We start from the raw sequence: 23,084 nt of genomic DNA, 5'->3' as shown, positions 1-23,084 counted from the left end.
GTAGTGTTACGCGTTAAAAAAGTATTAAGGTCGTAGTGTAGCCGCAAAATCCAGCATGCGGTTCAGCGATACCAACGCGCCTTCGCGTAGTGCCGCATCAACATGGATCTCATGCTCAGCACCGGCGTGTTCCAGCCCTTCAGCAATCGCTTTCAGGCCATTCATCGCCATCCACGGACAATGCGCGCAACTGCGGCACGTCGCCCCTTCGCCCGCCGTCGGCGCTTCAAACAGCTCTTTTTCCGGTACGGCTTGCTGCATCTTATAAAAGATCCCCCGATCAGTAGCGACGATAAGCTGTTGATGCGGCAGCGTTTTCGCCGCGGCAATCAATTGACTGGTAGATCCCACGGCATCCGCCAGTTGCACGACCGCTTGCGGCGATTCCGGATGCACCAGAATAGCGGCTTGCGGGTAGAGCGCTTTCATACGCATCAGCGCCTGGGTTTTAAATTCATCATGAACAATACAGGCGCCCTGCCAGCACAGCACATCTGCACCGGTCTGTTTCTGCACGTAGCTTCCCAGATGTTTGTCCGGCGCCCAGATAATTTTCTCGCCGAGGCTATCGAGATGTTCAATCAACTCCACGGCAATACTGGATGTTACAACCCAGTCGGCGCGCGCTTTCACTGCTGCCGAGGTGTTCGCGTAGACCACTACGGTCCGGTCCGGGTGAGCGTCGCAGAAAGCGGTGAACTCCTCAATCGGGCAACCCAGATCGAGCGAACATTCAGCGTGCAGCGTTGGCATCAGAATGTTTTTTTCCGGGCTGAGAATTTTGGCCGTCTCGCCCATAAAACGAACGCCTGCAACCAGCAGCGTGGAGGCTGGATGTCTGGCGCCAAAGCGCGCCATCTCCAGCGAATCAGCGATACAGCCGCCAGTCTCTTCTGCCAGTTGCTGGATTTCCGGGTCAGTATAGTAGTGCGCAACCATCACCGCATCCCGCTCTTTCAGCAAGCGTTTGATTTTCTCGCGGTAAAATTGCTTGTCTTGCTGATTCAGCGGCAGGGGTTTTGGCGGAAAAGGATAGATTGCGGTTTCAGGATCAAACATTACGCTCATCATGCTTACTCGTTTTTCTTGCTGAACTTAACAACCGGGTTAGCCGCCGGGGAAGCGGGTAATACGGCAGAGATGTTTTATATACTAAACAAGATAGCTGATTGCGTAAAAAATGTCGTGAGGAATTTTTAAGGAATGGCAGATAGCAAAAAAGCGCCGCCAGCGCCATTTTTACATTGGTGGGTCGTGCAGGATGACTCGCTTCGCTCGCCCTTCGGGCCGTCGCCGCAAGCGGCTCCGTTGTCTCACTGCGTTCGACCCGAACCTGCCGCAGGTATACTCGTCTCATCCTGAGACTCGCCCTTCGGGCCAACGCTGCGCGTTGTTCAAAATTGTTCCCGACAATTTTGTCGAACCTTCAGGATCGGCAGAAAGCAAAAAAGCGCCTTTAGGGCGCTTTTTTACATTGGTGGGTCGTGCAGGATTCGAACCTGCGACCAATTGATTAAAAGTCAACTGCTCTACCAACTGAGCTAACGACCCCTTACGGGCTTGCTCTTCGAAGTAATCACCCACGTTGAAAGTGGTGGGTCGTGCAGGATTCGAACCTGCGACCAATTGATTAAAAGTCAACTGCTCTACCAACTGAGCTAACGACCCATAAGGGTAGTGACTTCGAAGATAATTTTATCAGGAACCACATTAAGTAGTGGATCGTGCAGGATGATTTGGCTTTTGCCTCGCCCTGTGGCGTCGCTGCTGCTGCAACGTTATCCTTCACGTTTAACACCATTAGATTGATGTTAAATTGGTGGGTCGTGCAGGATTCGAACCTGCGACCAATTGATTAAAAGTCAACTGCTCTACCAACTGAGCTAACGACCCGAGTGGTGGGTGATGACGGGATCGAACCGCCGACCCCCTCCTTGTAAGGGAGGTGCTCTCCCAGCTGAGCTAATCACCCGATACTACGTGCTGGATACTGCTTTAAGTGATGGGTCGTGCAGGATGACTCAGCTTTGCCTCGCCCTGTCGGGCCGTTGCTACGCAACGTTATCCTTTACGCTTAACATCTCCACCCCGATGTTAAAGTGGTGGGTCGTGCAGGATTCGAACCTGCGACCAATTGATTAAAAGTCAACTGCTCTACCAACTGAGCTAACGACCCACTTTCATGTTGCTTCTGGTTTAAGAGATATCCCGTGGCAACGGCGGCATATATTACTGATTTAAGATTTCAGCGCAACAACAATTTCAACCAGAATGACTTAACTGCTTATGATTCATGCGACAAGACCAGAAAAAACACGATTTCTGGTCATGCGCTATGCATTACATAGAACCAAGGCGTTTTTGTGCTTGTTTCGCACCTTCGGTACCAGGGTATTTACTGACCACCTGCTGGTAAACCGCTTTCGCTTTAGCGCTGTCACCTTTGTCCTGCATAATCACGCCGACCTTGAACATGGCATCAGGCGCTTTAGGCGACTTCGGGTAATTCTTCACCACAGAGGCAAAGTAATAAGCAGCGTCGTCTTTTTTACCCTTGTTGTAATTCAACTGACCAAGCCAGTAGTTGGCATTCGGTATGTAGGTTGAATCTGGGTACTTTTTGACAAAACTCTGGAAAGCAGCAATCGCGTCATCCTGACGGGATTTATCCTGTACCAGCGCAATCGCTGCATTGTAATCCGTATTCGCATCGCCGCTTTGAACGGGAGCACCAGACGTTGCCGCACCGTTATTTGCACCCGTATCCGCTGCTGGCGCTTGCGCCGCAGCACCATTCTGATCGCCGGAAGCTTGCTGCGTCTGTCCCGCTGCGCCACTGCTCAGATTGCCTATCTGCTGCAAAATTTGCTGTTGGCGTTCAACCACCTGATTGAGCTGATACTGATTTTCCTGGATTTGTCCACGAAGGGTATCAATATCGGCCTGATTATCGGAGAGTTGTTGCTGGAGTTGAGTCAAAAGCTGGCTATGAGCATTAGAAATACGCTCGAGTTGAGTGACACGGTCTTCGACCGAGCCTGAGCCGACACTACTGATTGGCGCCTGAGCATTAGCGGCCCATGGGGCCGCTATGCCAACCAGTAACGACAGACTCAACAAATGATGTCTGAAGTTACTGCTCATGCAATTCTCTTAGTAAACCAGTACGGCACGACGGTTTTTAGCGTAAGCCGCTTCGTCATGACCCAGTACTGCAGGTTTTTCTTTACCGTAAGAAACGATGGAGATCTGGTCTGCGGAAACGCCTTTACCCTGCAGGTACATTTTAACGGCGTTAGCACGACGTTCGCCCAGGGAGATGTTGTATTCCGGAGTACCACGTTCGTCCGCGTGACCTTCTACGGTGACTTTGTAGGACGGGTTGCTACGCAGGAAGTTAGCGTGAGCATCCAGCATCGCAGCGAAGTCAGAACGGATGTCATATTTGTCTAGATCGAAGTAAACAATGTTGTTCTGCTGCAGCTGTTGCATTTGCAGACGCGCTTGTTCTTCGGAGGACATGTTGCCACTACCGTTCATGCCAGTGCCAGCACCCATCATGCCTTCGCCGCTCTGGTCACTGGTGTTGTTCTTGTGAGAAGAACACGCAGCAATCGCCATAACAGGCAGAGCCAGCATCAGGCCTTTCAGCACTTTGTTCAGTTGCATTTCTTTGATTCCTTTATAAATATTTATTTATTATTACAGATACGGAGACCAGGCAGGGAATTTAACCTGACCATCAGTCGCCGGAAGACGCGCTTTGAAACGCCCATCTGTAGAAACCAGATTCAGCACGGATCCCATCCCCTGAGAAGAGCTGTAGATTACCATTGTGCCGTTAGGTGCCAGACTTGGCGTTTCATCCAGGAACGTTGACGTCAAAACCTGTACGCCACCCGCTGCCAGATCTTGCTTAGCAATGTGCTGCTGACCACCGTCAGAGCTTACCATCACCATAAATTTGCCGTCGCTGCTCACGTCAGCATCCTGGTTTTGTGAACCCTGCCAGGAGATACGCTGCGCTGCGCCGCCATTGATACCTACTTTATACACCTGCGGACGGCCCGCCTGGTCAGACGTAAAGGCCAGCGTCTGGCTGTCCGGGAACCAGGTCGGTTCGGTGTTGTTGCTGCGGCCATCGGTAACCTGACGAATCTGGCCGGAACCGATATCCATGACATAAATGTTCAGGCTACCGGTTTTAGACAGTGCGAACGCCAGTTTAGAACCGTCCGGTGAGAAGGCCGGCGCACCGTTGTGGCGCGGGAACGAAGCAACCTGGCGGATGCTCGCATTCGCCAGCGTCTGGATAACCAGAGCAGAACGACCGCTTTCAAACGTCACGTAAGCCAGTTTGGACCCGTCCGGGGACCAGGCCGGAGACATCAGCGGCTGCGGCGATTTGTGTACCAGGAACTGGTTGTAACCGTCATAGTCTGAAACGCGCAACTCGTACGGGAACTGACTGTTCGCCGTCTGCACTACGTAAGCAATACGGGTACGGAACGCACCTTTAATGCCGGTCAGTTTTTCGAATACTTCATCACTGGCGGCGTGAGCGGCATAACGCAGCCACTGTTTGTTCACTTTAAAGGAGTTCTGCGCCAGCACAGTACCCGGCGCGCCGCCGGTGTCCACCAGCTGGTAAGCAACGTTGTAGCTGCCGTCAGGATTCGGGGTTACCTGACCAACAACCACCGCATCAATGCCCAACGCAGACCATGCGGCTGGCTGAACTTCCTGTGCGCTACCTGGCTGCTGCGGCAGGCGGGAACGATCGAGGGGATTGAATTTGCCGCTGTTGCGCAGATCCGCAGCAACGATACCGCCGGCATCTTCAGGCGCGGCACCAGGGCCTGCCCACTGGAAAGGCACAACGCCAATCGGGCGTGCCGAGTCCACCCCCTGGGTGATCTCGATACGTACTTCTGCGTGCAGCACCGCTGCCCACAGCATCAGAAAACCAAATGCAACACGTAATGCCTGCTTCATCATATCTCCCTTATCCGGGCGGAAAACCCGCGATAATTTAGCAGAATTTTAACAAACTCAATAAGACAAAACTACCCGCGTCGGAATAGCCGGTACGATTTCCCCCGCGTAGTGCGAAGGAAAGTGTACCTTATGGTTTAAAGTCCAGCGGCGCATTTTTGAACACTTCATACACAGCCTGACTTGGCGGCTTCGGCATTTTCGCCTGTTTTGCAGCTGCAAGAGCCGCCTGACAAAGCGCCGGGTCGCCACCTTCGGACTGAATATCTAACAGCATGCCATCCGGTGCCAGTTTGACGCGCAACGTACAGGTTTTCCCCGCATAGGAGGAGGCATCATAAAAGCGGCTTTCAATCGCCGATTTAATCTGCCCTGCATAGTTACTGATGTCAGCACCTGATGCGCCGTTGTTCTTAGTGTTACCAGAACCGGCTGCGGCTGCATTATTACCTTTCGCCCCGCCACCTGTTTTCGGCGCATTCTTACCAGAGCTTAAATCGCCAAACAGATCGTCAACGCCAGCGGCAGCAGCGGCTTTTTCAGCGGCGGCTTTCTTGGCAGCGGCCGCTTTTTCGGCTGCCGCTTTCTTATCGGCGGCGGCCTTCTCTGCGGCGGCTGCTTTCTTCTCTTCTGCAGCTTTTTCAGCGGCAGCAGCTTTCGCAGCAGCAGCCTTCTCAGCCGCAGCGGCTTTCTCTGCTGCTGCTTTCTCTGCGGCGGCTTGTTTAGCCGCTTCGGCCTGTGCTTTCTTCTCAGCGTCTGCCTGAGCTTTCTTCGCCGCTTCAGCTTCCGCTTTTTTCTGTGCGTCGGCTGCGGCTTTTGCGGCATCAGCTTCCGCTTTTTTCTGCGCATCGGCGGCGGCTTTCTTCGCTGCTTCTGCCGCTTCTTTTGCCTGGGCGTCTGCTTTAGCTTTTGCATCAGCGGCTGCTTTCGCTGCAGCTTCTTCAGCTTGCTTCTGTTGCTGCTGCGCTTTTTTTGCCGCCTCTTCTGCTTGCTTCTGCTGCTCGGCCTGTTCGCGCGCGGCTTCCTGCGCCTGCAAACGCTCCTGCTCCAGCTGTTTCAAACGCTCCTGCTCGGCAGCCTGCTTTTCACGCAGCTCTTCCGCTTGCTGTTGCGCCTGTTTTTCGCGCTGCTCTTTGGCTCGTTGCGCGCTGGCTTGCTGCTGCTGTTGGCGATTGTAATTGTCCACCACAGCGCCGGGATCGACCATCACCGCATCGATCGCCGAGCCACCGCCGCCGCCCGCAGACGCATCAATATGCTCGTCGAACGAACTCCAAATCAGCAGCGCCACCAGAATTACGTGCAGCACGGCTGAGATGATTATCGCTCGCTTAAGCTTGTCGTTTTGTACGGTTGCCTTTGACACTCTCGGTTCCCAAAAACTGTCCGCCTGTCAGGCGAGTGATCAGATAGGCTGCGTCATCAAGCCAACCGATTTCACACCCGCGCTATGTAACAGGTTCAGCGCTTTAATGATTTCATCGTACGGCACGTCTTTCGCTCCGCCGATTAAGAACACGGTTTTCGGATTGGATTGCAGGCGACGCTGCGCCTCGGCAATCACCTGCTCTGGCGGTAGCTGATCCATACGATCTTTTTCCACCACCACGCTGTATTGTCCGACACCGGAAACCTCAATAATGACCGGAGGATCGTCATTGGTACTGACGGTCTGCGATTCCGTCGCATCCGGCAGATCGACCTCTACGCTCTGCGTGATGATCGGCGCGGTTGCCATAAAGATCAGCAGCAGCACCAGCAACACGTCCAGCAACGGTACAATGTTGATTTCAGACTTGAGGCCACGACTGCCCCGCCCACGCGTTCTGGCCATGGATTACTCCTTGTTGCTGTCGCTGCTGGCGAATGCCTGGCGATGCAGAATAGCCGTGAACTCTTCCATAAAGTTGTCGTAATTCAGTTCCAGTTTGTTCACGCGCTGGTTCAGGCGGTTATATGCCATCACCGCCGGGATTGCGGCAAACAGACCGATTGCGGTAGCGATCAGCGCTTCCGCGATCCCCGGCGCAACCATTTGCAGTGTGGCCTGCTTCACAGCACCCAGCGCGATAAAGGCGTGCATGATCCCCCACACCGTACCGAACAGACCGATATACGGGCTGATAGAACCCACGGTGCCAAGGAAAGGAATGTGGTTTTCCAGATTTTCCAGCTCGCGGTTCATCGAAATGCGCATCGCCCTTGATGCGCCTTCAACAATCGCTTCTGGCGCGTGACTGTTTGCGCGATGCAGACGGGCAAACTCTTTGAATCCGCTGTAGAAGATTTGTTCCGAACCGCTCAGATTGTCGCGGCGCCCCTGGCTTTCCTGATACAAACGTGACAGTTCAATGCCGGACCAGAACTTGTCTTCGAATGCTTCCGCTTCGCGCCCTGCTGCGTTGAGGATGCGCGTTCTCTGGATGATGATTGCCCAGGATGCGATTGAAAAACCAATCAAAATCAACATGATAAGTTTGACCAGAAGGCTAGCCTTCAGGAACAAATCAAGGATGTTCATGTCAGTCACTGCTTAAACTCCGCGACAATAGACTTGGGAAGCGCACGAGGCTTCATTAAGAGTGGATCAACACAGACAATCAGCACTTCAGCTTCATTCAGCACTTTGTTCTCTGCGTTGACAATCCGCTGCGTGAAAACCATGGCGGTACCACGCATTGATGTAATTTCCGTTTGGACTTCGAGCATGTCGTCGAGTCTGGCGGGCGCAAAATACTCCAGCGTCATTTTGCGTACCACGAACGCGACGCGCTCAGCCAGCAGAACTTGTTGGCTAAAGTGATGATGGCGCAGCATCTCTGTACGGGCTCTTTCATAAAAAGCTACGTAGCTGGCGTGGTAAACCACACCACCGGCGTCGGTATCTTCGTAATAGACACGAACCGGCCATCGAAACAGCGTTGTATTCACTTTACATCCCGGTAATGCAAAAAAAGTTAGAGCTTTTAAACTTCGCTACTATACGCGCGGGAAAGGTGCTTTGGAATGGGTTCAGGTAAACGGATAGTAAAAATTTATGGGCTTTTGCAAGCCCATGAGGATAGCGGATATTTCTTATTCAAAAGAAGAAAAAAATAAGCCCCGCCAGCAGAACGACATCAGCGATAAGCGGGCAGAAAAAACCCTGCCAGTGAATGGCGCGCGGCCGGAAACCGACGCCGTGGATAACCCCGGCACACACCGCCCACATCAGCAGCAATCCGTGCCAGATCTCCAGCTCGCTGGTTTTCGCAGCAAAACGGGACGGATCCCAGAAAATGCAGCCAGCCAGCAAGAGCGCCATTATTAAGGAAAGGGCCCTTAACGGGCCCTTATCCATTACCGCATATAACTTTGCGATAACTTTTTCCATTACTGTTCTTCTTGTCCCGCTTTCGACGCTTCAACATGTTCCAGCGCCAGAGCGGTAATCACTCCAAAAGCACAGGCAAGAAGCGTTCCTAAAATCCATGCGAAGTACCACATATTCAGCTCCTTACTTAGTACATAGAGTGGGTATTGCTTTCAATATGTTCTTTGGTGATACGGCCGAACATTTTCCAGTAACACCAGGTGGTGTAGAGCAGAATGATTGGCACAAACACCAGCGCAACATAGGTCATCAGATTCAGCGTCAGTTGGGTCGATGTTGCATCCCACATGGTCAGGCTGGCTTTCAGCATAGTGCTTGACGGCATGATGAACGGGAACATCGCGATACCGGCAGTCAGAATGATGCAGGCCAGGGTCAGCGAAGAGAACACAAATGCCCAGGCCGCTTTATCCAGACGCGCGGTCAGTACGGTCAGCAGCGGCAGGACTACACCCAGCGCCGGGATCACCCACAACACAGGCGTGTTATTAAAGTTAGTCAGCCAGGCACCAGCCTGTACCGCAACGTCTTTAAGCAGCGGATTAGACGGGGCGTGGTGATCCATCACAGAGGTCACCACATAGCCATCAATACCGTAAACCACCCACACACCGGCCAGCGCGAAACAGACCAGCGTCACCAGTGCGGCAATCTGCACAGTAGCGCGAGCACGCAGATGCAGTTCTCCCACGGTACGCATTTGCAGATATGTTGCGCCTTGCGTCAGGATCATCGCCACGCTAACCACACCCGCCAGCAGACCAAACGGATTCAGCAGTTGGAAGAAGTTGCCGGTATAGAACAGACGCATATCGTTGTCGAGGTGGAATGGCACGCCCTGCAGCAGGTTGCCAAACGCCACACCAATCACCAACGGCGGTACGAAGCTACCGATGAAAATGCCCCAGTCCCACATCCCGCGCCAGCGATTGTCTTCAATCTTCGAGCGGTAATCGAAACCCACCGGACGGAAGAAGAGAGAAGCCAGCACGAGGATCATCGCGACATAGAAGCCGGAGAACGCAGCAGCGTAAACCATCGGCCAGGCGGCGAACAGCGCGCCACCGGCAGTGATCAGCCAAACCTGGTTGCCGTCCCAGTGCGGCGCAATGGAGTTAATCATCACGCGGCGCTCAGTGTCGCTACGACCCAGCAGGCGGGTCAACATGCCCACACCCATGTCGAAGCCATCGGTGACAGCAAAACCAATCAGCAGAATGCCAACCAGCAGCCACCAGATAAAACGTAATACTTCATAATCGATCATTTGACGACTCCTGTCTTAGCGTGCCGGCTGAGAAGCCACAGTGGACTGCTCATAGTGATAGCGACCTGTTTTCAGGCTGCTCGGCCCAAGGCGAGCAAATTTGAACATCAGGAACACTTCCGCCACCATAAACAGCGTATAAAGGCCGCAAATCAGAATCATGGAGAACAGCAGATCGCCAACGGTTAACGACGAGTTAGCCACTGCGGTCGGCAACACTTCACCAATCGCCCACGGCTGACGTCCGTACTCGGCAACAAACCAGCCGGATTCAATGGCGATCCACGGCAGCGGAATACCATACAGCGCCGCGCGCAACAGCCATTTCTTCTCGCCAATACGGTTACGAATCACCGTCCAGAAGGACGCGGCGATAATCAACAGCATCAGAACACCGCACGCCACCATGATACGGAACGCGAAGTAAAGCGGCGCAACACGAGGAATAGAGTCTTTCGTCGCCTGCTGGATTTGCGCGTCAGTCGCATCGGTCACATTCGGCGTGTAGCGTTTAAGCAACAGGCCATAACCGAGGTCTTTCTTGACGCTGTTGAACTGATCGCGAACGGACTGATCGGCAGAACCTGAGCGGAGCTGCTCCAGCAACTGGTACGCTTTCATACCGTTACGGATACGCTCTTCATGCTGCACCATCAGCTCTTTCAGGCCGATAACCGGGGTATCCACCGAACGGGTCGCGATAATGCCCAACGCGTAAGGGATTTGGATAGCAAATTTATTCTCTTGCTTATCCTGATCCGGCACGCCAAACAGGGTAAATGCCGCCGGAGCCGGTTGCGTTTCCCATTCGGCCTCAATAGCAGCCAGTTTGGTTTTCTGCACGTCGCCCATTTCGTAACCGGATTCATCACCCAGCACAATAACAGACAGCACAGCGGCCATGCCGAAGCTGGCAGCAATAGCAAAGGAGCGTTTAGCAAAAGCGATGTCGCGACCACGCAGCAGGTAATAAGAGCTGATGCCGAGGATAAAGATGGCGCCGCAGGTATAACCGGAAGCAACGGTGTGAACGAATTTCACCTGCGCAACCGGGTTCAGCACCAGTTCGGCAAAGCTCACCATCTCCATGCGCATGGTTTCGAAGTTGAAATCAGACGCAACGGGGTTCTGCATCCAGCCGTTAGCAACAAGGATCCACAATGCCGACAAGTTAGAACCCAGCGCAACTAACCAGGTGACTGCCATGTGCTGCACTTTACCGAGACGATCCCAACCGAAGAAGAACAAACCAACAAATGTGGATTCGAGGAAGAAGGCCATTAGCCCTTCGATTGCCAGCGGCGCACCGAAGATATCCCCAACGTAGTGGGAATAGTATGACCAGTTAGTCCCGAACTGAAACTCCATCGTCAGGCCTGTTGCCACGCCCAGAGCAAAGTTGATACCAAACAACTTGCCCCAGAACTTGGTCATATCTTTATAAATCTGTTTGCCGGAGAGGACATAGACCGTTTCCATAATTGCCAGCAGGAACGCCATACCGAGCGTCAGTGGCACAAACAGAAAGTGGTACATCGCAGTCAAGGCAAACTGTAAGCGCGACAGTTCGACTATATCTAACATTCTGACTCCTTGCTCATCGCATGAAGACTCCGAGAGTAAACCCCGTTAGCGTGGGTTCACACGCATGCCCCAATACAAATTTGTTGCACTGCTTTTATTCACTGCCACAGAAATTGTGGTAATGAATGAAAAAAGTTACAACCAGGTTAATAAAAATTTCGAATTGATCTCGTGAACATATTAACTCGGAAAACCCTTACGATAAATAGGTTTTTATTGAGTTAATTTTACGTTTTTCGACACCGATCAATTTATGCCAATCCTACCGCTTTTTAGCCAATTTGATCTGCGACAATTTAACGATTTTCACAATCTTTTCCAAGCTTTTAGATATTGATTTACATCATTTTTATTCTTTACTGTTAATTTTGTAGCCAATGTATAACTGCGGTAAAAACCTTGTTAACAGCATGTTCATTTTAACGTAATCAATGGTTATCAATTGGCGAGTAAAGAGAAATAATGGCGAGTATATTTAACGTTTATCCTCTGCGGGAAAAATGGGTCGTCCATGACAGATAAAGAGCTTGAGAAATTAGACTTACCGCACATCTTTTTTATTTTACAAATATTTCACCATTGCAGTTATCGTACTTAACACCGCTCCGTGATTATTTTTTTATTTTCGCACGCGCTAAAACCATTTTATTTTATGGGGTATTGTTCAGCCGCATCCAGCGCCGTGTTGTGCTCCAGACAATAAGCGCCAGCAGACTTACGCTAGCGCCGAGCAAACAAACGCCTTGCCAGCCGAATCTGGCATAAATAACGGTTGTTGCCATGGCGCCCACTACCCTGCCTCGCTCCTGTTCACTGGCAATACTGGCCACACTGGCGATCAACCCCTGTGTCATGGCCGTACCCAGCAAACCTGTTGCCAGCATACCGGTGAGCAACACCACAGCCGATTGCGCCAGCGCCACCGCGCTCAACGCAATCATCAGCGCCAGTAACTGCACCAACAACAACCGGCGTCGTTCAACAATATCGCCCAACGGTACCAGCAGCAGTAAAGCCAACGCCGATCCCACCTGAGTTGCGGTTACTACGCCGCCGACAGCCGCCTGGCTAGTTTTAAAATGCAACCAGAATCCCAAACCGGAGATGCGCCGTGTCACTGAAGACCCAACCCTGCCCCGTTGCCCGTTCTGTCGATTTGATTGGCGATCGCTGGGCATTGCTTATCATCCGTGATGCCTTTGACGGCGCGCGGCGTTTTGGTGATTTTCAGCGTAGTCTTGGCGTGGCGCGTAACATTCTTACTGACAGGCTGCGCAAACTGATGGAAGCGGGCATTTTTACCACTCAACCCGCATCAGATGGCACGGCATATCAGGAATATGTGCTGACAGAGAGAGGTGAGTCGTTATTTCCGGTAGTGGTGGCGCTGCGCCAATGGGGAGAACAGCATCTTTTTGCTCCAGGCGAACCCCATTCCATATTGATCGATAGCCAGAGCGGCGAAGCCATCCCTCCGATGTTGCCGCAAGCGTCTGACGGGCACCGGCTTACCGCGGCAAATACTGAAGTGCGTAAATTACAGCAATAAAAAAGGCCGCTACGGGAGCGGCCAACCATGTCGAGACAAGTTTATGCTCCCCTCAGGGAGGAGCAATAGTTTTATTTAATGATAGATTTCAGTGCTTCGCCGATATCAGCGAGGCTACGCACAGTTTTCACCCCGGCAGCTTCCAGCGCAGCGAATTTCTCGTCCGCTGTACCTTTACCACCTGCGATGATGGCACCCGCGTGGCCCATACGTTTGCCTTTCGGCGCAGTGACACCCGCGATATAGCCGACAACCGGTTTGGTCACATGTTCTTTGATGTAGGCAGCCGCTTCTTCTTCTGCGCTACCGCCGATCTCACCGATCATAACGATCGCTTCGGTCTGCGGATCTTCCTCGAACAGTTTCAGGATATCGATAAAGTTAGAACCCGGGATCGGGTCGCCGCCGATACCAACACAGGTAGACTGACCAAAGCCATAATCGGTGGTCTGTTTAACCGCTTCATAAGTCAGCGTACCGGAACGCGACACAATACCGATTTTACCCGGCTTGTGAATATGGCCAGGCATGATGCCGATTTTGCACTCGCCCGGGGTGATTACGCCAGGGCAGTTCGGGCCGATCATGCGCACGCCAGCTTCGTCCAGCTTCACTTTTACCGTCAGCATATCCAGCGTCGGGATACCTTCAGTAATGGTGATGATCAGTTTGATGCCCGCGTCGATGGCTTCCAGAATGGAGTCTTTGCAGAACGGCGCCGGAACGTAAATCACGCTGGCGGTCGCGCCAGTGGCTTCCACCGCTTCACGTACGGTATTGAATACAGGCAGACCCAGATGCGTGGTGCCGCCTTTGCCTGGCGTTACACCGCCAACCATCTGCGTACCGTAGGCAATTGCCTGCTCGGAGTGGAAAGTACCCTGGCTACCGGTAAAACCCTGGCAGATAACTTTGGTGTTCTTATCAATCAAAACAGACATTATTTCCCCTCCACTGCGGCAACAACCTGCTGTGCTGCATCCGTCAGACTTTTCGCTGCGATAATGTTCAGACCGCTGTCCGCCAGACGTTTGGCGCCCAGCTCGGCGTTGTTACCTTCCAGACGGACAACAACCGGAACGTTAACACCCACCTCTTCTACCGCACCGATGATGCCGTCGGCGATCAGGTCGCAACGCACGATACCGCCGAAAATGTTCACCAGCACCGCTTTCACCTTCTCATCGGAGAGGATAATTTTAAACGCTTCAGTAACACGTTCTTTGGTCGCACCGCCGCCTACGTCGAGGAAGTTCGCCGGTTCGCCGCCGTGCAGCTTAACGATGTCCATGGTGCCCATCGCCAGGCCAGCACCGTTAACCATACAGCCGATGTTGCCATCCAATGCAACATAGTTCAGTTCCCACTGCGCAGCTTGCGCTTCGCGCGGGTCTTCCTGCGACTGGTCGCGCATTTCGCGCAGTTCCGGCTGACGGAACAGTGCGTTGCCATCAGTGCCCAGCTTGCCGTCGAGGCAGATCAGGTCGCCCTGTTTGGTGATGACCAGCGGGTTGATTTCGATCAGCGCCAGATCGCGCTCAAGGAAAATGGTCGCCAGCCCCATGAAAATTTTAGTGAACTGCTGAACCTGTTTGCCTTCCAGACCGAGTTTGAACGCCAGTTCGCGTCCCTGGTACGGCATCGGGCCAGTCAGCGGATCGATGGTGGTTTTGTGGATCAGGTGCGGCGTCTCTTCTGCCACTTTTTCGATTTCCACACCACCTTCCGTCGATGCCATGAACACCACACGGCGTGAGCTGCGGTCAACAACCGCGCCCAGATACAGCTCTTTGCCAATATCCGTTGCCGCTTCCACCAGGATCTGGTTAACCGGCTGGCCGTTGGCGTCTGTTTGGTAGGTTACCAGGCGTTTACCCAGCCAGTGTTCCGCAAAAGCGCGAATATCTTCTTTGCTGCTAACGACTTTTACGCCGCCCGCTTTACCACGGCCGCCCGCGTGGACCTGGCATTTCACCACCCACGGGCCGGTGCCGATTTTCGATGCGGCTTCTTCTGCTTCACGTGGGGTAGCACAGGCGTAACCAACCGGAGTCGGCAGACCTGACCGGGCAAAAAGCTGTTTCGCCTGATACTCGTGTAAGTTCATGTGTTCTATCCATCCTTTATTTAATTTGTCATGCCGGAAGCGCCAGGGCTTTCCGGCCTGCAAAGCAGGTGTTCGTTATAGGCCCGGCAGCCTGCGCCACCGGGCAAAGGACACTACACATCCAGCAGCAGACGCGTCGGATCTTCCAGCAATTCTTTGATTGCAACCAGGAAGCCCACAGACTCGCGTCCGTCGATCAGGCGGTGGTCGTAGGAGAGCGCCAGGTACATCATCGGCAGAATTTCAACTTTGCCATCGACCGCCATTGGGCGATCTTTGATGGCGTGCATGCCAAGGATCGCACTCTGCGGCGGGTTGATGATCGGCGTGGACATCAGCGAACCGAATACACCGCCGTTGGTGATAGTAAAGTTACCACCGGTCAGATCCTCAACGGTCAGCTTGCCGTCACGGCCTTTTACCGCCAGTTCTTTAATTTTCTTCTCGATGTCGGCCATGCCCAGCGTATCCACATCACGCAGTACCGGCGTCACCAGACCACGCGGCGTGGAAACCGCCATGCTGACATCGAAATAATTGTGGTAAACCACGTCGTCGCCATCAATAGAGGCGTTCACTTCCGGATAGCGTTTCAGCGCTTCAACAACCGCTTTCACGTAGAACGACATAAAGCCCAGACGGATACCGTGGCGTTTTTCAAACGCATCACCGTACTGCTTACGCAGATCCATGATTGGCTTCATGTTGACTTCGTTGAAGGTCGTCAGCATGGCAGTTGAATTTTTCGCTTCCAGCAGACGCTCAGCCACGCGTTTGCGCAGACGAGTCATCGGCACGCGTTTTTCTGAACGGCCAGCCAGCTGCGGCGCCGGGCTGCTTGCCGGCTGAGCGGCCGGTTTGCTCTCTTCTTTGGCCGGGGCTTTCGCCAGGTGCTTATCCACATCTTCACGGGTGATGCGGCCGCCAACGCCGGTACCTTTAATGGCACTGGCGTCAAGGCTGTGTTCAGCCAGCAGGCGACGGATCGCCGGGCTGAGCGCGTCGTTATTTTGCTCTTCCAGCGACGCCTGCTGGCGCTGAGCTGGCGTGGATTCTTTCGCTTCAGATTTGGCGCTGCTCTCTTTACCCGAGCTGTTGCCTTCTTTCAGGCGGCCAAGGATCTGACGGGAAGTGACCGTCGTGCCTTCGTCTTCCAGCACCGCGTCCAGAATACCGTCCGCTGAAGCCGGTACTTCCAGTACCACTTTGTCCGTTTCGATTTCTACCAATACTTCATCGCGTCGGACGCTATCGCCTGGTTTTTTGTGCCAGGTCGCGACAGTCGCATCAGCAACGGACTCAGGCAGATCGGGAACAAGAATATCTACGCTACTCATTATTTATCCTTTATTGAATCGACGTTCAGCGCGTCATTCACCAGATCTTGCTGTTGCTTCTGGTGAACGGACAGATATCCCACCGCCGGGGAGGCGGAGGCCGGGCGTCCTGCATAGCGCAGAGCGGCCCCAAAAGGTATCACATCACGGAAATGATGCTGGCTGCAGTACCAGGCGCCCTGGTTAAGCGGCTCTTCCTGGCACCAGACAAAATCATGTACGTGCGCATAAGGTTTCAACGCGTCCTGCACCGACTGATGCGGGAACGGGTACAACTGCTCAATACGGACAATGGCGACATCCTTCTGGTCATTTTTACGACGCTGTTCAAGCAGGTCGTAATAAACCTTACCAGAACAAAGGATAACGCGCTTCACGGCTTGCGGGTCCAAATCATCCACTTCACCAATCGCCGGCATAAAGGTGCCATTCGCCAGTTCATCCAGCGTGGAGACCGCCTGCGGATGACGCAGCAGCGACTTCGGTGACATCACCACCAGCGGGCGGCGCATACCGCGCAGCGCCTGACGACGCAGCATATGGTAAACCTGTGCCGGGGTGGATGGGACGCAAACCTGCATGTTTTGCTCAGCGCACAGTTGCAGATAACGCTCCAGACGGGCGGAGGAGTGCTCCGGGCCCTGCCCTTCATAGCCATGCGGCAACAGCATTACCAGCCCGCACATACGGCCCCACTTTTGCTCGCCGGAGCTGATGAACTGGTCAATCACCACCTGCGCGCCGTTAGCGAAGTCGCCGAACTGCGCTTCCCAGATGGTCAGCGTACGCGGCTCAGCGGTGGCGTAGCCATATTCAAAAGCCAGTACCGCTTCTTCAGAGAGTACGGAGTCCCATACGCGGAACGGACCCTGGCCATTATGCACATGGCTCAGCGGTGTATAGGTTGAGCCGTTGGCCTGGTTATGGATCACGGCGTGGCGATGGAAGAAAGTACCGCGCCCGGTGTCTTCACCGGAGAGGCGCACCGGAATGCCTTCATCAACCAGCGTGGCGTAAGCCAGCGTTTCAGCGCCGCCCCAGTCGAACAGCTTCTCGCCGTTCGCCATCAACTGACGATCACCGTAGATTTTCGCCACGCGGGGTTGCATCTCAATGGCTTCCGGCACCGTGCTGATGCGCCTCGCCAGTTCTTGCAGGCGTTTCATCTCTACTTTGTTCGGGTAGCTCTCATCCCACTCGTGGTTGAGGTACGGCGACCAGGTAAAGGAGTGCATATTCATTGGACGCCATTCAGCGACCACACACTCGCCCGCATCCAGCGCGTCGCGATACAGGTTAACCATCTCAGTGGCATCTTCCAGCGTGATGGTTTTGTCCTGCTCCAGACGATCGGCGTAGATTTTACGCGGCGTCGGGTGTTTTTTGATTTTCTGGTACATCAACGGCTGGGTTGCGCTCGGCTCGTCGGCTTCGTTATGGCCGTGACGGCGGTAGCACACCAGATCGATAAACACATCGCGTTTGAAGGTGTTACGGAAGTCCAGCGCCAGACGGGTAACGAAAGCAACCGCTTCCGGATCGTCCGCGTTGACGTGGAAAATCGGCGCCTGCACCATCTTACCGATATCGGTACAGTACGGCGTAGAGCGAGCATCCAGCGGGTTCGAGGTGGTGAAACCAACCTGGTTGTTGATCACCACGCGCACCGTACCGCCCACTTCATAGCCGCGCGCTTTAGACATGTTCAGGGTTTCCTGTACCACGCCCTGACCCGCCACCGCCGCGTCACCGTGAATGGTGATCGGCAGCACTTTATTGCTGCTCGGCTCAGAGAGACGATCAAGACGCGCGCGTACGGAACCAATCACCACCGGGCTAACGATTTCCAGGTGCGACGGGTTAAACGCCAGCGCCAGGTGCACCAGGCCGCCTTCGGTCTCAACATCAGACGAGAAACCCATATGGTATTTCACGTCGCCTGTGCCGAGGTGTTCTTTATGTTTACCGGCAAACTCGTCGAACAGATCCTGCGGCTGTTTGCCCAGCACGTTGACCAGCACGTTCAGACGACCGCGGTGCGCCATGCCCAGCACCACTTCGCGGGTGCCGCTTTTGCCTGCATGGCGAATCATCTCTTTCAGCAGCGGTATCAGCGCATCGCCGCCTTCCAGCGAGAAGCGTTTCGCGCCCGGGAACTTCGCCCCGAGATAGCGCTCCAGACCTTCAGCCGCCGTCAGTTCGCTTAAGAAGCGTTTTTTCTCTTCGCTGCTGAAGCTCGATTTTCCGACCGCTGACTCAATCCGCTGCTGGATCCAGCGCTTCTCTTCAGTGCTGGTAATGTGCATGTATTCCGCGCCGATCGAACCGCAATAGGTCTCTTTCAGCGCGTTGATCAATTCGCCCAGCGGCAGGGTATCTTTACCTATCGCAAAGGAACCTACGTTATAGCTGTTCTGGTAATCCGCTTCGCTTAAATCATGGAATGCCGGATCCAGATCGGCAACGCGTTCTTGCTGCCACAGTCCCAACGGATCGAGATTCGCATGCTGATGACCACGGAAGCGGTAGGCGTTGATCAACTGCAGGACTTTGACCTGCTTAACGTTGGTGTCGGGGTCGGAGATAGAGGAAGAGTAACGTGAGGCATCTTTCGCCAGTTGACGGAAATAATCACGTGTTTTGGAGTGGAACTGATCCGGTTTGACTCCGGTGCCCGGTAACTGCTGGAACATAGATCGCCAGTTAGCATCTACCGAGTCAGGATCGGTTAAGAAGTCTTCATAGAGCTGTTCTATCCAGCTCTGGTTCGACCCAGAGAGGTAAGAAGAGTCCAGCCAGGCTTTCATTGCGCCGTTCTGCATCGTGATCCCTTAAGCATTGTTATGCTTACTTCGCCGTGGATAACTACGACGTACACCGAGTAGCGCACGTCCCAGGGTTCACTTGCGGGCTCTTGGCGGCCCGCGAAGGAACCTTTAAAAACTGCCCTAATCTTCGCTGTCCGGGCTGCGACTGTGTTGGCTGCCTTCACTTACCCTGGTCACATAGTTCACTATGCTCCCAGGGATGCGCTCAGTTGCCGCCTTGTCTCGCTCCAGACATCTCGATTATGTCTTTGTGGCGGTTTTTAAAGATTTCCTGCTTTTGTATCGCCCTTACCGGGCCTACAAACATCACTCATACTGTAGGCCGGATAAGCGCAAGCGCCATCCGGCACTTCGACCGCGCAGCGCTATCCGGCACGGACTAATTACGCACTTCTTTGCAACAACATCGACTTAATATGGCCGATGGCGCGCGTCGGGTTCAGCCCTTTCGGACATACACTGACGCAGTTCATGATGCTGTGGCAGCGGAATACGCTGAAAGCATCGCTCAACCCTTCCAGACGGCTGTCGGTTTCGGTATCGCGGCTGTCGATCAGGAAGCGATACGCCGCCAGCAAGCCAGCCGGGCCGATAAACTTATCCGGGTTCCACCAGAATGACGGGCAGGACGTAGAGCAGCAGGCGCAAAGAATACATTCGTACAGACCGTCGAGCTTTTCACGCTGCTCGGGTGCCTGTAAATGCTCTCTGGCCGGTGGATTTTGCCCATTATTCAATAAGTAAGGTTTAATCTTCTCATATTGGGCATAGAATTGTCCCATGTCCACCACCAAATCGCGGATAACCGGCAGCCCTGGCAGCGGACGGATAACGATTTTCTGTTTGCCGTTGCCAAGCGCGGAAATTGGGGTGATGCAGGCAAGACCATTCTTACCGTTCATGTTCAGGCCGTCGGAACCACATACGCCTTCACGGCAGGAGCGGCGGAACGACAGTGTAGAGTCCTTTTCTTTCAGCTGGATTAACGCATCCAGCAACATCATGTCGCGCCCTTCTTCCGCTTCCAGCGTGTAATCCTGCATACGCGGCGCGTCATCCACATCCGGGTTATAGCGATAAATCGAGAATTCGAGTTTCATCATCCTGTCTCCGCATTAATAAGTACGAATCTTCGGCGGGAACGCCGGACGCAGTTTCGGTTCCATATTGACGCTACGGCGCGTCATGGATTCCGTTTCTGGCAGATACAGGCTGTGGCACAACCAGTTCTCATCGTCACGATCCGGATAGTCGAAGCGGCTGTGCGCGCCACGGCTTTCAGTACGGAAGTTTGCGGAAACAGCCGTTGCGTACGCGGTTTCCATCAGGTTATCCAGCTCCAGGCACTCAACGCGCTGGGTATTGAACTCGCTCGACGTATCATCCAGACGGGCCTCTTTCAGACGCTCGCGGATCACTTTCAGTTGTTCAAGACCTTTCGCCATCGCATCACCTTCGCGGAATACCGAGAAGTTATGCTGCATACACTCTTGCAGCGCTTTGCGGATGGTGACCGGATCTTCGCCGCTGCGGTTGTTGTTCCAGCGGTTGAGACGGGTGAGCGACCCTTCGATATCCGATTCGCTGGCATCGCGCAGCGCACCCTGTTCAGCGATAGATTCTTGTAAATGCAAACCTGCCGCACGGCCAAAGACCACCAGGTCGAGCAGCGAGTTGCCGCCCAGGCGGTTGGCGCCGTGAACCGATACGCAGGCGATTTCGCCCACCGCAAACAGCCCCGGGATCACAACATCTTCGCCCTTCTCGTTAACCGTCAGCGCCTGACCGGTCACTTTGGTCGGAATACCGCCCATCATATAGTGGCAAGTCGGGATCACCGGGATTGGCTCTTTCACTGGATCTACGTGTGCGAAAGTGCGCGACAGTTCCAGAATCCCCGGCAGGCGCGATTCCAGCACCTCTTTACCCAGGTGATCGAGTTTCAGTTTAGCGTGCGGCCCCCACGGACCGTCACAGCCGCGACCTTCACGGATTTCGATCATGATGGAACGCGCCACCACGTCACGACCCGCCAGGTCTTTGGCGTTCGGCGCATAACGCTCCATAAAGCGCTCGCCGTGTTTGTTCAGCAGATAGCCGCCTTCACCACGGCAGCCTTCCGTCACCAGCACCCCTGCCCCGGCGATACCAGTCGGGTGGAACTGCCACATCTCCATATCCTGCACCGGAACGCCCGCACGCAGCGCCATACCCACGCCGTCGCCGGTATTAATGTGCGCATTGGTGGTGGACTGGTAAATACGGCCTGCGCCGCCGGTTGCCAGCACGGTTGCGCGGGCTTTGAAGTAGACGACTTCACCGGTTTCAATGCACAGCGCGGTACAACCCACGACAGCGCCATCCTGGTTTTTCACCAGATCCAGCGCGTACCACTCGGAAAAGATGGTGGTGTGGTTTTTCAGGTTCTGCTGATAAAGGGTATGCAACAGCGCATGGCCGGTACGGTCCGCTGCCGCTGCGGTACGCGCCGCCTGCTCGCCGCCGAAGTTCTTCGACTGGCCGCCAAACGGGCGCTGATAGATACGACCATCATCAAGACGGGAGAATGGCAGGCCCATATGCTCCAGCTCAAGAATCGCTTCCGGGCCGGTTTTGCACATATATTCAATCGCGTCCTGGTCGCCGATATAGTCGGAACCTTTTACCGTGTCATACATGTGCCATTCCCAGTTATCTTCATGGGTATTGCCCAGTGCGACGGTGATACCGCCCTGCGCTGACACAGTATGGGAACGGGTTGGGAAAACTTTGGAGAGCAGCGCACAGGTTTGCCCGCTCTGGGAAATTTGCAGCGCTGCGCGCATACCTGCGCCGCCCGCGCCAATAACAACAGCATCAAATTCTCTGACTGGCAATTTCATTACACACCCCACACCACAACGAATCCATAAATCACGTAAGCCGCCAGTGCCACAACAATAACCAGTTGCAGAATCAGACGTACAGCCAGCGGTTTAACGTAGTCGGTCAACACTTGCCACATGCCAATCCAGGCATGGATCAGAATGGAAAACAGAGCCAGCAGAGTGAAGACTTTGGTAAAGGCGGAGGAGAAGAAACCGGTCCAGACCACCCAGGTCAGGTCGCCATGCAGGGCGAAAAAACCCACCATATAGATGATGTATAACGTCAGGACGATGGCGGTAGCACGGACAAGAATAAAATCATGTACGCCGTTGCGTCCTAATGCGGAGGCGTTGCTTACCATACGAGAACTCCTGCGAGAATTGAAAGCACGACAGTAATCACAAAAGAAAGATTAGCGGAACGTTTTCCTGCTTCGAAGGTTTCTTCCAGCCAGCCAAAATCCATCAGCATGTGACGAATCCCGCCGACAGCGTGATACGCCAGCGCGGTGAGGATGCCCCACAGAATGAATTTAACGAAGAAGCTGTTCATGATGGCAGAGGCAGTCAGGAAGCCGTCTTCAGATGACAGCGACAGGCCCAGTAACCACAGCAGAATACCGACGGCCACAAACGTAATGACGCCGGAGACGCGGTGAAGAATGGAAGCTATAGCCGTAACAGGAAACCGAATTGTTGTCAGATCCAGATTGACAGGTCTTTGTTTTTTCACATTTTTTATCATGAATAACGCCCACATGCTATTCTTATAGTTTCCTTCCTCCGGTCTGCGTGCGGGTCAGACAGCGTCCTTTTCTATAACTGCTCGTCATGCAAAAAATTAGCTTCCAGATGCTAAACGACAGGTTACAACGCTGGGTGGCTCGGGATGGCAGGGTATTCCGGAGACCTGGCGGCAGTATAGGTCGTTCACAAAATCATTACAATTAACCTACATATAGTTTGTCGGGTTTTATGCAGAACAGTGACACTCATCACGATAACAACATTCTTTTAAAATTTAATCACCTGATTTGACAAAAGTTAAACATTCTTGTTACAAACTACGCCGAATAAGGCTTATAATTCGCAAAAGTTATGGGGTCTTGCTTTCACCTGAGAATAAGTTATGTAACAGTGTGATGGTATTGACCGATGTAATCAGGACGGTTATTAG

At 53.6% G+C, this 23,084-nt stretch carries 22 protein-coding genes, 5 tRNA genes and 1 other RNA gene; 1 reads left to right on the top strand and 27 read right to left on the bottom strand.

The genetic code is table 11. The features are described from left to right. Window positions 1–24 precede the first annotated feature (24 nt). From nadA to C0557_RS07025, 19 genes are all read right to left on the bottom strand, one after another. Window positions 25–1,068 carry a quinolinate synthase NadA gene (nadA, locus tag C0557_RS07115; RefSeq protein WP_208662826.1) on the bottom strand — a complete coding sequence of 348 codons (1,044 nt, stop codon included), beginning with the start codon at window positions 1,066–1,068 and terminating at the stop codon, window positions 25–27. A gap of 177 nt (window positions 1,069–1,245) precedes the next feature. Next, a non-coding RNA gene (locus tag C0557_RS07110) (RtT sRNA) lies at window positions 1,246–1,381 on the bottom strand. Window positions 1,382–1,475: 94 nt separating this feature from the next. After that, window positions 1,476–1,551 (bottom strand) — tRNA-Lys (locus C0557_RS07105). 41 nt (window positions 1,552–1,592) lie between these two features. Continuing rightward, a tRNA-Lys gene (locus C0557_RS07100) sits at window positions 1,593–1,668 on the bottom strand. A gap of 149 nt (window positions 1,669–1,817) precedes the next feature. Continuing rightward, window positions 1,818–1,893 (bottom strand) — tRNA-Lys (locus C0557_RS07095). A gap of 3 nt (window positions 1,894–1,896) precedes the next feature. Beyond that, a tRNA-Val gene (locus C0557_RS07090) sits at window positions 1,897–1,972 on the bottom strand. A 128-nt stretch (window positions 1,973–2,100) separates the two neighbouring features. After that, window positions 2,101–2,176: transfer RNA gene (locus C0557_RS07085), tRNA-Lys, on the bottom strand. Window positions 2,177–2,340: 164 nt separating this feature from the next. Continuing rightward, the gene (gene cpoB, locus C0557_RS07080) at window positions 2,341–3,144 is read right to left on the bottom strand and encodes a cell division protein CpoB (protein ID WP_074775308.1); all 804 of its coding nucleotides are present in this window, start codon (window positions 3,142–3,144) and stop codon (window positions 2,341–2,343) included. Between the two features lie 9 nt (window positions 3,145–3,153). Then, window positions 3,154–3,669 carry a peptidoglycan-associated lipoprotein Pal gene (gene pal, locus C0557_RS07075; protein ID WP_007373922.1) on the bottom strand — a complete coding sequence of 172 codons (516 nt, stop codon included), beginning with the start codon at window positions 3,667–3,669 and terminating at the stop codon, window positions 3,154–3,156. 33 nt (window positions 3,670–3,702) lie between these two features. Next, window positions 3,703–4,995 carry a Tol-Pal system beta propeller repeat protein TolB gene (gene tolB, locus C0557_RS07070; protein WP_035885966.1) on the bottom strand — a complete coding sequence of 431 codons (1,293 nt, stop codon included), beginning with the start codon at window positions 4,993–4,995 and terminating at the stop codon, window positions 3,703–3,705. A 130-nt stretch (window positions 4,996–5,125) separates the two neighbouring features. Beyond that, complete coding sequence (tolA, locus tag C0557_RS07065; protein ID WP_208657970.1) at window positions 5,126–6,361, bottom strand: cell envelope integrity protein TolA; 1,236 nt, start codon at window positions 6,359–6,361, stop codon at window positions 5,126–5,128. Between the two features lie 39 nt (window positions 6,362–6,400). Then, window positions 6,401–6,829, bottom strand: coding sequence for a colicin uptake protein TolR (gene tolR, locus C0557_RS07060; RefSeq protein WP_007373919.1), 429 nt, complete (start codon window positions 6,827–6,829; stop codon window positions 6,401–6,403). 3 nt (window positions 6,830–6,832) lie between these two features. Beyond that, window positions 6,833–7,525, bottom strand: a complete 693-nt coding sequence (tolQ, locus tag C0557_RS07055; protein ID WP_088237114.1) for a Tol-Pal system protein TolQ — start codon at window positions 7,523–7,525, stop codon at window positions 6,833–6,835. After that, on the bottom strand, window positions 7,522–7,926 hold the full coding sequence (ybgC, locus tag C0557_RS07050) for a tol-pal system-associated acyl-CoA thioesterase (protein ID WP_074775300.1): 405 nt from the start codon (window positions 7,924–7,926) through the stop codon (window positions 7,522–7,524). Before ybgC ends, tolQ begins: the two co-directional genes overlap by 4 nt. 148 nt (window positions 7,927–8,074) lie before the next feature. Next, window positions 8,075–8,368, bottom strand: coding sequence for a cyd operon protein YbgE (gene ybgE, locus C0557_RS07045; protein WP_208657969.1), 294 nt, complete (start codon window positions 8,366–8,368; stop codon window positions 8,075–8,077). Then, window positions 8,368–8,481, bottom strand: coding sequence for a cytochrome bd-I oxidase subunit CydX (gene cydX / locus C0557_RS07040; RefSeq protein ID WP_007373915.1), 114 nt, complete (start codon window positions 8,479–8,481; stop codon window positions 8,368–8,370). The genes ybgE and cydX overlap by 1 nt, the downstream gene beginning before the upstream one ends. A gap of 14 nt (window positions 8,482–8,495) precedes the next feature. Then, a complete protein-coding gene (gene cydB / locus C0557_RS07035; RefSeq protein ID WP_208657968.1) occupies window positions 8,496–9,635 on the bottom strand; it encodes a cytochrome d ubiquinol oxidase subunit II in 1,140 nt (379 codons plus the stop codon). Window positions 9,636–9,650: 15 nt separating this feature from the next. Then, window positions 9,651–11,219, bottom strand: a complete 1,569-nt coding sequence (gene cydA / locus C0557_RS07030; RefSeq protein WP_007373913.1) for a cytochrome ubiquinol oxidase subunit I — start codon at window positions 11,217–11,219, stop codon at window positions 9,651–9,653. 650 nt (window positions 11,220–11,869) lie between these two features. After that, a complete protein-coding gene (locus C0557_RS07025; protein WP_371813237.1) occupies window positions 11,870–12,304 on the bottom strand; it encodes an MFS transporter in 435 nt (144 codons plus the stop codon). A 26-nt stretch (window positions 12,305–12,330) separates the two neighbouring features. Between C0557_RS07025 and C0557_RS07020 the strand changes: the two genes are divergently transcribed. Next, entirely contained in the window at window positions 12,331–12,768 is a 438-nt protein-coding gene (locus tag C0557_RS07020; RefSeq protein ID WP_208657967.1) for a helix-turn-helix domain-containing protein, read from the top strand. Between the two features lie 71 nt (window positions 12,769–12,839). Here the strand turns inward: C0557_RS07020 and sucD are convergent, their stop codons facing one another. The 8 genes from sucD to sdhC form a co-directional block, all read right to left on the bottom strand. After that, window positions 12,840–13,709: a succinate--CoA ligase subunit alpha gene (gene sucD, locus C0557_RS07015; protein WP_074775292.1), complete on the bottom strand. Its 870-nt coding sequence runs from the start codon at window positions 13,707–13,709 to the stop codon at window positions 12,840–12,842. Then, entirely contained in the window at window positions 13,709–14,875 is a 1,167-nt protein-coding gene (gene sucC / locus C0557_RS07010) for an ADP-forming succinate--CoA ligase subunit beta (protein ID WP_208657966.1), read from the bottom strand. The genes sucD and sucC overlap by 1 nt, the downstream gene beginning before the upstream one ends. A 113-nt stretch (window positions 14,876–14,988) precedes the next feature. Next, a complete protein-coding gene (gene odhB / locus C0557_RS07005) occupies window positions 14,989–16,212 on the bottom strand; it encodes a 2-oxoglutarate dehydrogenase complex dihydrolipoyllysine-residue succinyltransferase (protein WP_074775288.1) in 1,224 nt (407 codons plus the stop codon). Further along, window positions 16,212–19,034, bottom strand: coding sequence for a 2-oxoglutarate dehydrogenase E1 component (gene sucA, locus C0557_RS07000; protein ID WP_074775286.1), 2,823 nt, complete (start codon window positions 19,032–19,034; stop codon window positions 16,212–16,214). The genes odhB and sucA overlap by 1 nt, the downstream gene beginning before the upstream one ends. Before the next feature lie 389 nt (window positions 19,035–19,423). Further along, window positions 19,424–20,140 (bottom strand): succinate dehydrogenase iron-sulfur subunit SdhB, encoded by a 717-nt coding sequence (gene sdhB / locus C0557_RS06995; RefSeq protein ID WP_007373904.1) that lies wholly within the window; start codon window positions 20,138–20,140, stop codon window positions 19,424–19,426. A 15-nt stretch (window positions 20,141–20,155) separates the two neighbouring features. Beyond that, window positions 20,156–21,922: a succinate dehydrogenase flavoprotein subunit gene (sdhA, locus tag C0557_RS06990; RefSeq protein WP_074775284.1), complete on the bottom strand. Its 1,767-nt coding sequence runs from the start codon at window positions 21,920–21,922 to the stop codon at window positions 20,156–20,158. Continuing rightward, window positions 21,922–22,269: a succinate dehydrogenase membrane anchor subunit gene (gene sdhD, locus C0557_RS06985; RefSeq protein ID WP_007373902.1), complete on the bottom strand. Its 348-nt coding sequence runs from the start codon at window positions 22,267–22,269 to the stop codon at window positions 21,922–21,924. Before sdhD ends, sdhA begins: the two co-directional genes overlap by 1 nt. After that, window positions 22,263–22,667 carry a succinate dehydrogenase cytochrome b556 subunit gene (gene sdhC / locus C0557_RS06980; RefSeq protein ID WP_043954240.1) on the bottom strand — a complete coding sequence of 135 codons (405 nt, stop codon included), beginning with the start codon at window positions 22,665–22,667 and terminating at the stop codon, window positions 22,263–22,265. The genes sdhD and sdhC overlap by 7 nt, the downstream gene beginning before the upstream one ends. Between the last annotated feature and the right edge of the window lie 417 nt (window positions 22,668–23,084).

Origin of the sequence: Kosakonia sp. MUSA4 (assembly GCF_013085925.1) — a bacterium.
Taxonomy (GTDB): Bacteria; Pseudomonadota; Gammaproteobacteria; order Enterobacterales; family Enterobacteriaceae; genus Kosakonia; species Kosakonia sacchari_B.
The sequence above is the reverse complement of the archived record's forward strand: the minus strand, read 5'-3'. Positions and strand labels throughout refer to the sequence as shown.

Bases quoted from the DNA above. Each gene is read 5' to 3' on its own strand.
- nadA (WP_208662826.1), bottom strand. From the start codon at position 1,068: ATGAGCGTAATGTTTGATCCTGAAACCGCAATCTATCCTTTTCCGCCA.
- cpoB (WP_074775308.1), bottom strand. From the start codon at position 3,144: ATGAGCAGTAACTTCAGACATCATTTGTTGAGTCTGTCGTTACTGGTT.
- pal (WP_007373922.1), bottom strand. From the start codon at position 3,669: ATGCAACTGAACAAAGTGCTGAAAGGCCTGATGCTGGCTCTGCCTGTT.
- tolB (WP_035885966.1), bottom strand. From the start codon at position 4,995: ATGAAGCAGGCATTACGTGTTGCATTTGGTTTTCTGATGCTGTGGGCA.
- tolR (WP_007373919.1), bottom strand. From the start codon at position 6,829: ATGGCCAGAACGCGTGGGCGGGGCAGTCGTGGCCTCAAGTCTGAAATC.
- ybgE (WP_208657969.1), bottom strand. From the start codon at position 8,368: ATGGAAAAAGTTATCGCAAAGTTATATGCGGTAATGGATAAGGGCCCG.
- cydX (WP_007373915.1), bottom strand. From the start codon at position 8,481: ATGTGGTACTTCGCATGGATTTTAGGAACGCTTCTTGCCTGTGCTTTT.
- cydB (WP_208657968.1), bottom strand. From the start codon at position 9,635: ATGATCGATTATGAAGTATTACGTTTTATCTGGTGGCTGCTGGTTGGC.
- cydA (WP_007373913.1), bottom strand. From the start codon at position 11,219: ATGTTAGATATAGTCGAACTGTCGCGCTTACAGTTTGCCTTGACTGCG.
- sucD (WP_074775292.1), bottom strand. From the start codon at position 13,709: ATGTCTGTTTTGATTGATAAGAACACCAAAGTTATCTGCCAGGGTTTT.
- sucC (WP_208657966.1), bottom strand. From the start codon at position 14,875: ATGAACTTACACGAGTATCAGGCGAAACAGCTTTTTGCCCGGTCAGGT.
- odhB (WP_074775288.1), bottom strand. From the start codon at position 16,212: ATGAGTAGCGTAGATATTCTTGTTCCCGATCTGCCTGAGTCCGTTGCT.
- sucA (WP_074775286.1), bottom strand. From the start codon at position 19,034: ATGCAGAACGGCGCAATGAAAGCCTGGCTGGACTCTTCTTACCTCTCT.
- sdhB (WP_007373904.1), bottom strand. From the start codon at position 20,140: ATGAAACTCGAATTCTCGATTTATCGCTATAACCCGGATGTGGATGAC.
- sdhA (WP_074775284.1), bottom strand. From the start codon at position 21,922: ATGAAATTGCCAGTCAGAGAATTTGATGCTGTTGTTATTGGCGCGGGC.
- sdhD (WP_007373902.1), bottom strand. From the start codon at position 22,269: ATGGTAAGCAACGCCTCCGCATTAGGACGCAACGGCGTACATGATTTT.
- sdhC (WP_043954240.1), bottom strand. From the start codon at position 22,667: ATGTGGGCGTTATTCATGATAAAAAATGTGAAAAAACAAAGACCTGTC.